At 43.6% G+C, this 9,648-nt stretch carries 7 protein-coding genes; all 7 read left to right on the top strand.

Annotation, left to right across the window (positions count from 1 at the left end; all coding sequences use genetic code 11):
• The first annotated feature begins 328 nt into the window (after nt 1–328).
• Complete coding sequence (locus tag BM266_RS08875) at nt 329–1,111, top strand: sensor histidine kinase (protein ID WP_093408512.1); 783 nt, start codon at nt 329–331, stop codon at nt 1,109–1,111.
• A 2-nt stretch (nt 1,112–1,113) separates the two neighbouring features.
• A complete protein-coding gene (locus BM266_RS08870; protein WP_093408510.1) occupies nt 1,114–1,746 on the top strand; it encodes a response regulator transcription factor in 633 nt (210 codons plus the stop codon).
• Nucleotides 1,747–1,850: 104 nt separating this feature from the next.
• Nucleotides 1,851–3,380, top strand: coding sequence for a bifunctional GNAT family N-acetyltransferase/carbon-nitrogen hydrolase family protein (locus tag BM266_RS08865; RefSeq protein WP_093408507.1), 1,530 nt, complete (start codon nt 1,851–1,853; stop codon nt 3,378–3,380).
• A gap of 834 nt (nt 3,381–4,214) precedes the next feature.
• Entirely contained in the window at nt 4,215–5,888 is a 1,674-nt protein-coding gene (ilvD, locus tag BM266_RS08860; protein WP_093408505.1) for a dihydroxy-acid dehydratase, read from the top strand.
• A gap of 11 nt (nt 5,889–5,899) precedes the next feature.
• The gene (gene ilvB / locus BM266_RS08855) at nt 5,900–7,633 is read left to right on the top strand and encodes a biosynthetic-type acetolactate synthase large subunit (protein ID WP_093408502.1); all 1,734 of its coding nucleotides are present in this window, start codon (nt 5,900–5,902) and stop codon (nt 7,631–7,633) included.
• Nucleotides 7,633–8,163 carry an acetolactate synthase small subunit gene (gene ilvN / locus BM266_RS08850; protein ID WP_093408579.1) on the top strand — a complete coding sequence of 177 codons (531 nt, stop codon included), beginning with the start codon at nt 7,633–7,635 and terminating at the stop codon, nt 8,161–8,163. The genes ilvB and ilvN overlap by 1 nt, the downstream gene beginning before the upstream one ends.
• 9 nt (nt 8,164–8,172) lie before the next feature.
• A complete protein-coding gene (gene ilvC, locus BM266_RS08845) occupies nt 8,173–9,648 on the top strand; it encodes a ketol-acid reductoisomerase (protein ID WP_093408499.1) in 1,476 nt (491 codons plus the stop codon).

Genomic DNA, 9,648 nt, shown 5'->3' with positions numbered 1-9,648 from the left:
AAAAGTCATTCTGTAGTGACTTATCTCACGGGAACTTTTCTACTGCTAGGAGTAATTTTCTACTATTATTTTGAAATTTTATTGAGTTCAAAAATTCTTTTCATCAAAAGGGAAATCAGTTTTTATATTTCCTTTATTACACTCATATATTTTCTAACAACAACTCCTATTTTTATCTATTATAAATATTTTACAACCAAAAGTCCGGAATTTGTTGAACTTAGTAGTATTGTTTTAATTGCAATGAATATTTTTATGTATAGTTTCTACAGTATTGTTTTTTTAAGGCTGGCAAACAAGAAAAAGATATACCCTAAGAATTTAAAAAATGCTCTCTAAAGAAGAACTCTTACTCATAGTCTACTTTATAGTAGTCATCCTTTTGCTTACAGCCTTTGTGATCGTATTCTTTGTGGTGTACCAAAGACGAAAAAACAAAATGCTGCAGGAGCAATTTGAAACTGAACAGCGTTTTGAACGGGAAATTGCCAGCTCGCGTATAGAAATGCAGGAACAAACCTTGAAGAACGTAGGCTGGGAATTACACGATAATATTGGTCAGTTGCTTTCAGTTGCCAATATGCAGCTGAATATTTTTTCCAAAAACCTCCCGGAAACCGAGAAAGCTTCAGCCCTGGAAATTAAAGAAACCGTCGCCAATTCGCTTCAGGAGGTGCGTTCGCTTTCAAAATCCCTGAACAATCAGGTGATTGGCTATGCCGGTTTAGACACTTCCGTAGAAAATGAACTGGAAAGGTTTCAGCGGATGAGCGTAATTGAAACCAGCCTGGAAGTTTCAGGGGAAAAACAGGAGATTCCACAGCAACACAGTATTATTTTATTCAGAATACTCCAGGAATTCTTTTCCAACGTTATAAAACATGCGCAGGCTTCAAAACTGGATGTTTCTATTGCTTATGGTCCTGAAGAGATAAGTATTAAAGCCTGTGATAACGGGAAGGGATTCGATAAGGAAAGCATCGCGAAGAACTCCGGACTCTTTAATATGGAAAGCAGGGCAATACTGGTAAACACTAAGTTTTCGCTCGATTCTTCACCAGGTGCGGGAACTTGCTTATATTTGGTCTATCCAACCAAGGGGCAAGAATAATTATGAGTAACACGGTCGCTATTGTTGATGATCACAATCTGTTTGCAAAATCTTTACAAAACCTGGTAAATTCCTTTGAGGAGTTCGAAGTTTCCGGGCTTTATAAAAATGGGCAGGAACTCGTGGAGTTCTTTGGTGCTAACCGCCCAAAACCCGATATCGTACTTCTGGATATTAAAATGCCGGTTATGGATGGGCCTTCAACAATGGCCTGGCTCAAGGAAAATTATCCAGACCAAAAAGTGCTGGCATTAACGATGGAAGACGATGAGGAAACCATCTTCAGAATGGTGAAACTTGGCTGCCGAGGATATTTGCTGAAAGATATAGACCCCGATGAATTCCGTTACGCGCTGAAGCAAGTGATCTACGAAGGTTACTATTATACCGATGCCGTTTCTGAAGCTATAGAGAATCAGGGCAAAGCTAAACCCTTTGAAAATCTTAGTGCACGGGAGGTGGAATTCCTTAGCCTGGCTTGTACTGAAATGACTTATAAACAAGTGGCAGCAAAGATGAATTTAAGTCCGAAAACCATAGACGGTTACCGCGAAAGTCTTTTCAATAAACTCAACGTGCGCAGCCGGATTGGCCTTGTACTTTTTGCTATAAAGCATAAAATATACCTGCTATAAAAAGTTCAGATCCAGACGAAGCTTTTTAATATTTTAATCTTCTTTAAGAATTAGCGCTTTCAAAGCATTAATTTCCGCAGTATCTTCGCAGGCTGTAAAACCTTATGATCGTGAACGAAACGCCCAAAATAGACCTCCGAAATCTTAGATTAAAAGATTACCAGGAACTCAAGGTCTCTATGATAAAAAGTTATCAAAAGATGCCCGAGGAATATTGGAGCAAGGATGAGATCAGGAATCTTGTGAACAAGTTTCCCGAGGGGCAGTTTTGTATCGAGATCGATAATAAGATCGCGGGTTGCGCTTTGGCGATTATCATAGACTCCAAGAAATTCGACGAGAACCATACCTACGAGGAGATCATCGGCGGTGAGAATTTCTCTACCCACACCAGTAATGGCGATGTGCTCTATGGAATAGACGTTTTTATTCATCCCGAATATCGCGGAATGCGTTTGGGCCGGCGTTTGTATGAAGCCCGAAAGGAACTTTGCGAACAGCTGAATCTCAAATCTATCGCCTTTGGGGGAAGGATCCCCAATTACGCCAAATACGCGAAGGAACTTACTCCGAAGAAATATATTGAAAAAGTAAAGTTGCAGGAGATCCACGATCCTGTTTTATCTTTTCAGCTTTCCAACGATTTTCACGTAAAAAAGGTGATCAAAGGTTACCTGCCAGGCGATGCCGAAAGCAAGGAATACGCCGTGTTGATGGAGTGGAATAATATCTACTACACCAAAACCAAAAAGCTTATTGATACGCCAAAAACGGTGGTTAGGCTTGGGTTGGTACAATGGCAGATGCGGCTTTTCCGGGATTATGAATCGCTGGTTTCCCAGATAGAATTTTTTGTAGACGCGGTTAGCGACTACCAGAGCGATTTCATCCTTTTTCCTGAACTTTTCAACGCGCCGCTTATGGCAGAGTTCAATCATTTGAATGAACCAGAAGCCATCCGCGGACTTTCAACCTATACCGAACGCCTGCTGGAAACATTCCAGGATTTCGCGATCACCTATAATATCAATATCGTCACCGGAAGTATGCCAATGGTAATCGGGGAGCATATGTATAATGTAGGCTTTCTGTGTCGCCGTGACGGGACTTACGAGCGCTACGAAAAGCTGCATATCACTCCGGCCGAAGAAACTGCCTGGGGGATGAAAGGCGGTTCAAAACTACAAACCTTCGATACCGATTGTGGAAAAGTTGGGGTTTTGATCTGTTATGACATAGAATTCCCCGAGGTATCAAGAATACTTGCCGAAGAAGGGATGAATATTCTCTTTGTACCCTTTATGACCGATACCCAAAACGGATATTCCCGCGTAAAGATCTGCGCCCAGGCCAGAGCAGTGGAAAACGAATGTTACGTGGCTATAGCCGGCTCGGTGGGGAATTTACCCAAGGTGAACAATATGGATATTCAATATGCCCAAAGCGCGGTGTTAACGCCATCAGATTTTGCCTTCCCGGTAAACGGGATCAAGGCTGAAGCCACGCCAAACACCGAAAGCACCTTGCTGGTAGACGTAGATCTGGACTTGCTTAAAGAACTTCATAACTTCGGAAGTGTGAGAAATATGAAAGACCGCCGGAAGGATCTGTATTCGCTGAAGAAGAAAAAGTAGGTTTCAGTTGGCAGTTTCCAGTGGGCGGTGGGCAGTGGCAGTGAGGAGTTTATATTAACGTCATTGCGAGTCCGCAGGCCGTGGCAAACTTTCGTTTTAAGTGAAAATCCAGAATAGAAATAGGTAATCAAAAACCGATTGCCTCGTCGGCTACCGCCTCCTCGCAATGACGCTTGGTTTAGAAATTCCCATTTTCATTTTTTGCTCGCCCAAAAAACGAAACAAAAAAAGGCGTCCTATGTGGAGGTGTTTTTTTGGCAACAAGGCCAAAAAACCGCAAATCAGCAGCTAAATTTTTTCCAGGGCTTCATAAATTATTTACGCTGCTGATTTGCTACACTCACAAACGGAGTTTAAACTCGCCAGGCTGGCAACACTTCATCATCATACGCTAGATAATTTTTTATCAGGGGTCTCGCAATGACGTTCGCCTACTGAACACATCATCGCGAGTGTAGAGCAACGAAGTGCAGCGATCTTTTGTTAGGAGTGTGGGCCTTTTAATTTTTCTTATGAATTTCCAAAGGAAAACCTCATTATTGAATTCTTAATTATTCCCTTTAAAAACCCTCTTTTTTCAGAATAAACTCATAGAAATAAGAATCTCCTAAAAGCCCTGTTCCTGCTGCTTTACCAGGGAATTTCAGGGAAGAATTGCATCTCCAAAAACTATATTTTCAGCTATCGTAATTTTATTGCGGACAAATTATTGAATATCAGGTATTTAGTTGTATTTAAAAGGCTCTGAAAGTAATTAAGCAATGGCTTAGATGTTCAGGTCAAAATCTTATCAGGCTACTTTTAATCTTTCATAAGAGAAAGAAGAAAAAAGCAATGCCTAATAAATTCAGTAAAGTTTTAACACAAAGCGATTCGCAACCGGCTTCTCAGGCTATGTTGCACGCAATTGGTCTTACCAAAGAAGATTTTAAAAAGCCGTTTGTAGGGATCGCCAGTACCGGTTACGAGGGCAACCCCTGTAATATGCACCTTAATGATCTGGCAAAACTGGTAAAACAGGGCTGTACAGAAGCAGAACTGGTTGGTCTTATTTTCAATACCATTGGCGTAAGCGACGGCATTTCTATGGGAACCCCGGGGATGAGATATTCTCTGCCTTCTCGCGATATTATAGCCGATTCTATGGAAACCGTGGTGCATGCCATGTCTTACGACGGGATGGTTACGGTTGTTGGTTGCGATAAAAATATGCCCGGCGCCTTAATGGCAATGCTGCGCATTAATCGTCCGGCAATTTTGGTTTACGGTGGTACTATTGCTTCCGGCTGCCATAACGGGAAGAAACTGGACGTGGTTTCTGCTTTCGAAGCCTGGGGCGCAAAGACTGCCGGCGATATCGATAAGGAGGAATACGAAAGTATCATTGAAAAAGCCTGCCCCGGTGCCGGAGCCTGTGGCGGGATGTACACGGCGAATACTATGGCTTCTGCTATTGAAGCTTTAGGAATGTCTTTGCCTTATAATTCCTCAAATCCGGCCACGAATGAACTGAAAAAAACCGAAAGCATTGAAGCAGGAAAAGCGATGCGTTTGCTTCTTGAAAAAGATGTAAAACCCCGCGATATAGTTACTAAAAAATCTCTGGAGAATGCTATCAGGCTGCTTACCGTTCTTGGTGGGTCCACCAATGCGGTGCTGCATTTCCTGGCTATCGCCAAATCGGCTGAAGTGGATTTTAGTCTGAATGAATTTCAACGGATCTGCGACAGCACACCTTTCCTGGCCGATCTCAAGCCTAGCGGCAAATATGCGATGGAAGATGTTCACAGAATAGGCGGAATTCCTGCGGTTTTAAAATATATGCTGCAAAACGGAATGCTGCACGGCGACTGTTTAACCGTAACCGGAAAAACATTAGCTGAAAATCTGGCTGAAGTTCCGGATCTGGAAGCCGGGCAGGATGTGATCCGGGATTTGGAGCATCCTATCAAGAAGACCGGACATATTCGTGTTCTCTACGGAAATCTGGCAGAAGAAGGTTCGGTGGCCAAGATCACCGGCAAGGAAGGTCTGGAATTCACCGGGAAGGCCAGGGTATTCGATTCAGAATATGCCGCGAACGATGGGATTTCCGAAGGAAAGGTAAAGAAAGGCGATGTAGTGGTAATAAGATACGAAGGTCCGAAAGGCGGGCCCGGGATGCCTGAGATGCTTAAACCAACTTCAGCCATAATGGGTGCAAAACTCGGGAAAGACGTGGCTTTAATCACCGACGGAAGATTTTCAGGCGGGACCCACGGGTTTGTGGTAGGCCACATCACTCCCGAAGCCCAGGAAGGCGGACTCATCGCTTTTCTGAAGGATGGAGACCAGATCACCATCAATGCCGAAACCAACAGGATTGAAGTCGCTTTAAGCGATGAAGAAATAGAAAAAAGAAAGAAAAACTGGAAAGCTCCCGCGCTTAAATTCAGCAAAGGGGTGCTTTACAAATATGCAAGAACGGTTGCCTCGGCCTCACAAGGTTGTGTAACCGATGAATTTTAATAAGGTGAATTATGGAAGTAAAGACAGCTAGTTTCGAAAAGCTTGCCACCCCTGCCACGACAACGGTTTCAGGAGCTGAAGCCGTGATAAAGTGTTTATTGGAAGAGGGAGTGGAAACCATTTACGGGTACCCGGGAGGGGCAATAATGCCTGTTTATGACGAATTGTACAAGTACCAGAAAGAGATTCACCATGTCCTCACGCGTCATGAACAGGGCGCTGCGCACGCGGCTCAGGGTTATGCCAGGGTAACGGGGAAAGTTGGAGTGGCAGTGGCCACATCGGGCCCCGGAGCTACTAACCTGGTCACCGGAATTGCCGATGCCCAGATAGATTCTACTCCATTGGTATGTATCACTGGGCAGGTGGGCTCACATTTGCTGGGAAGTGACGCTTTTCAGGAAACCGATATTGTGGGAATTTCAACACCAGTTACAAAGTGGAATTACCAGATCACTAAAGCCGAAGAGATCCCTGAGATCATAGCCAGGGCTTTCTATATCGCCAGGTCGGGAAGACCCGGGCCGGTGTTGATCGATATCACTAAAGATGCACAGTTCGCTTCGCTGGAATTCAATTATAAAAAGTGTTCGGGAATCAGAAGTTATAAACCCGAACCAGAGATTAGTATGCCACAGCTTGAAAATGCTGCGGAAGCGATCAACTCGGCTAAAAAACCCTTTATCGTCTTCGGGCAGGGGGTTATTTTGGGAGGTGCAGAAAAATTGCTGAAGCAACTCGTGGAAAAAACCGGCATCCCGGCTGCCTGGACTATTCTGGGACTTTCGGCCCTGCCTACCGACCATCCTCTAAATGTGGGAATGGTTGGGATGCACGGAAATTACGCCCCGAATATGCTTACCAATGAATGCGATGTGCTTATCGCAATCGGTATGCGCTTCGATGACCGGGTGACCGGAAATCTTGAGAAATATGCGAAACAGGCCAAGGTGATCCATTGTGAAATAGACCCGGCCGAAATCGATAAAAATGTAAAAGCCGATATCCCTGTTTTAGGAAATGTGAATAAAACCCTGGCCTTGCTGCTTGACCTTGTGGAGGAGAAAGAGCACAAGACCTGGCATCAGGAATTCAAAGATCTTTATAAGATAGAGTTTGATAAGATCATTAAAAACGACCTTAATGCTGAACGCGGAAAAATTGGAATGGCAGAGGTGATCGATGAGATCAATACCTGTTCTAAAGGCGATGCGGTAATAGTTTCAGATGTAGGGCAACACCAGATGGTGGCCTGCAGGTATTCGAAATTCAATCAAACACGCAGCAAGGTGACTTCCGGCGGATTGGGAACTATGGGATTTGCGCTTCCGGCTGCTATTGGTGCTAAAATGGGTGTTCCGCACAGGGAAGTGGTGGCTGTCATAGGAGACGGTGGGTACCAAATGACCATTCAGGAGTTGGGAACAATTTTTCAGACAAAAGTTCCGGTGAAGATCGTAATCCTTAACAATGGTTTCCTCGGGATGGTGCGCCAATGGCAACAGCTCTTCTTTGATAAGCGCTATGCCTCCACAGAAATGGTAAACCCTGATTTTGTAACCATTGCCAAAGGCTATCATATAAAAGCTAACCAGGTGACTGAGAGGGCTCAACTGGCAGATGCAGTGAAGGAAATGATGGAATCTAAAGAAGCTTATTTCCTTGAAGTAAAAGTTGAACAGGAAGAAAATGTATTCCCTATGGTTCCTACCGGGGCGGCATGTTCAGAAATATTATTGGAGTAATGGAAAAGAAAAATTATACAGTTTCGATCTATACCGAAAACAATGTGGGGCTGTTAAGCCGTATCGCTGCGATCTTTCTGAAAAGACACATCAACATAGAAAGCGTTACCGTGTCAAAAAGCGAAGTGGAAGGCGTGATGCGCTTCATCATCGTAGTGCAGGTGAATGAGGAACAGGTGCAGAAAGTCGTTAAGCAAATCGAAAAACAAATAGAAGTGATCAAAGCTTTTTATCATACCGATGAAGAGATGATCTTCCAGGAAACCGCGCTTTACAAGGTAAATTCATCAGAATTTGTAGGCGATCTCAGTATTCAGGATTTTATAAAAGGAACCAATGCACGAATCGTGACGGTAACTCCCAAATTCTTTGTGATAGAAAAAACAGGAAAGCGCAGTGAGACCGACAGTCTTTACGAAAAATTAAAACCATACGGGTTGATGCAGTTTGTGCGCTCGGGTACAATTGCGGTGACCAAGGAAGAGATGCAGATCTCAAATTTATTAGAACAATTTAATACAACCAATTAATTAGAAGTTATGACAAACTATTTTAACAGCTTGCCATTAAGAGAACAACTGGCCCAGTTAGGGACCTGCCGTTTTATGCAAAGCGAAGAATTCAAAGATGGTGTAGCTGCCTTAAAAGACAAAAAAATAGTAATTGTTGGCTGTGGAGCCCAGGGCCTGAATCAGGGCCTGAATATGCGTGATAGCGGTCTGGACATTTCCTATGCTTTGAGAGAAGGAGCTATTAAGGAAAAGCGCCAATCTTATAAAAACGCTTCAGAAAACGGTTTCAAAGTGGGTACCTATGAGGAGCTTATTCCCCAGGCCGACCTGGTAATCAACCTAACACCAGATAAACAACATACTTCAGTAATAAAAGCTATTCAGCCTCATATTAAGAAAGATGCGGTGCTTTCCTATTCTCACGGATTTAATATCGTGGAAGAAGGGATGAAAATCCGGGAAGATATCACCGTAATTATGGTCGCTCCCAAATGCCCCGGAACTGAGGTTCGGGAGGAATACAAACGCGGATTTGGGGTGCCAACCCTTATCGCGGTGCATCCGGAAAACGACCCTGCCGGAAAAGGGCTGAAATGGGCTAAAGCCTATGCTGTAGCGACAGGTGGGGACAGGGCAGGAGTGTTGGAATCTTCTTTTGTTGCTGAAGTGAAATCGGACCTTATGGGAGAGCAAACCATTCTTTGTGGCGTATTGCAAACAGGATCTATTTTGAGTTTCGATAAGATGGTGGCTGATGGAGTTGAACCGGAATATGCCGCAAGACTAATTCAGTATGGCTGGGAAACCATAACTGAAGCTTTAAAACACGGAGGGATCACCAATATGATGGATCGGCTTTCTAATCCGGCCAAATTAAGAGCCAATGAAATTGCAGAGGAATTAAAGGTGAAACTGCGTCCGCTTTTCAGAAAGCATATGGACGATATCATTTCGGGAGCTTTCAGTAGCAGGATGATGCAGGACTGGGCCAACGATGATAAAGAACTTTTGGAATGGCGTGAAGAAACCGGTCAGACCGCATTTGAGAAAACCGAAGCTACTTCTGAAGAGATTAGCGAGCAGGAATATTTTGATAAAGGAGTATTACTAACCGCCTTTGTAAAATCGGGGGTGGAACTGGCTTTTGAGACTATGGTCGAGGCCGGAATTATCGAGGAATCGGCTTATTACGAGTCGTTGCATGAAGTTCCGCTTATCGCTAACACGATAGCCAGGAAGAAATTGTATGAGATGAACCGTATCATTTCAGACACCGCTGAATATGGTTGTTATTTATTTGATCATTCGGCCAAACCACTTATTAAAGATTATGTAAACGGCTTGCCAAAAGAGGTTATAGGCCATTCTTTCGGAACTGATTATACCGGAGTGGACAATCAGCAGTTAATTGCGGTTAATGATGAAATCAGGCAACATCCTGTTGAAAAAGTAGGGGGAAGGCTAAGAAGAGCAATGACCGCGATGAAAAAAATACACGAATAA

It is taken from the genome of Salegentibacter flavus (genome assembly GCF_900115145.1).
GTDB lineage: Bacteria > Bacteroidota > Bacteroidia > Flavobacteriales > Flavobacteriaceae > Salegentibacter > Salegentibacter flavus.
The sequence above is the reverse complement of the archived record's forward strand: the minus strand, read 5'-3'. Positions and strand labels throughout refer to the sequence as shown.

Excerpts from the sequence above, each read along its gene's own strand:
- ilvB (WP_093408502.1), top strand. The coding sequence starts at position 5,900 with ATGGAAGTAAAGACAGCTAGTTTCGAAAAGCTTGCCACCCCTGCCACG.
- BM266_RS08865 (WP_093408507.1), top strand. The coding sequence starts at position 1,851 with ATGATCGTGAACGAAACGCCCAAAATAGACCTCCGAAATCTTAGATTA.
- ilvN (WP_093408579.1), top strand. The coding sequence starts at position 7,633 with ATGGAAAAGAAAAATTATACAGTTTCGATCTATACCGAAAACAATGTG.
- ilvC (WP_093408499.1), top strand. The coding sequence starts at position 8,173 with ATGACAAACTATTTTAACAGCTTGCCATTAAGAGAACAACTGGCCCAG.
- BM266_RS08870 (WP_093408510.1), top strand. The coding sequence starts at position 1,114 with ATGAGTAACACGGTCGCTATTGTTGATGATCACAATCTGTTTGCAAAA.
- ilvD (WP_093408505.1), top strand. The coding sequence starts at position 4,215 with ATGCCTAATAAATTCAGTAAAGTTTTAACACAAAGCGATTCGCAACCG.
- BM266_RS08875 (WP_093408512.1), top strand. The coding sequence starts at position 329 with ATGCTCTCTAAAGAAGAACTCTTACTCATAGTCTACTTTATAGTAGTC.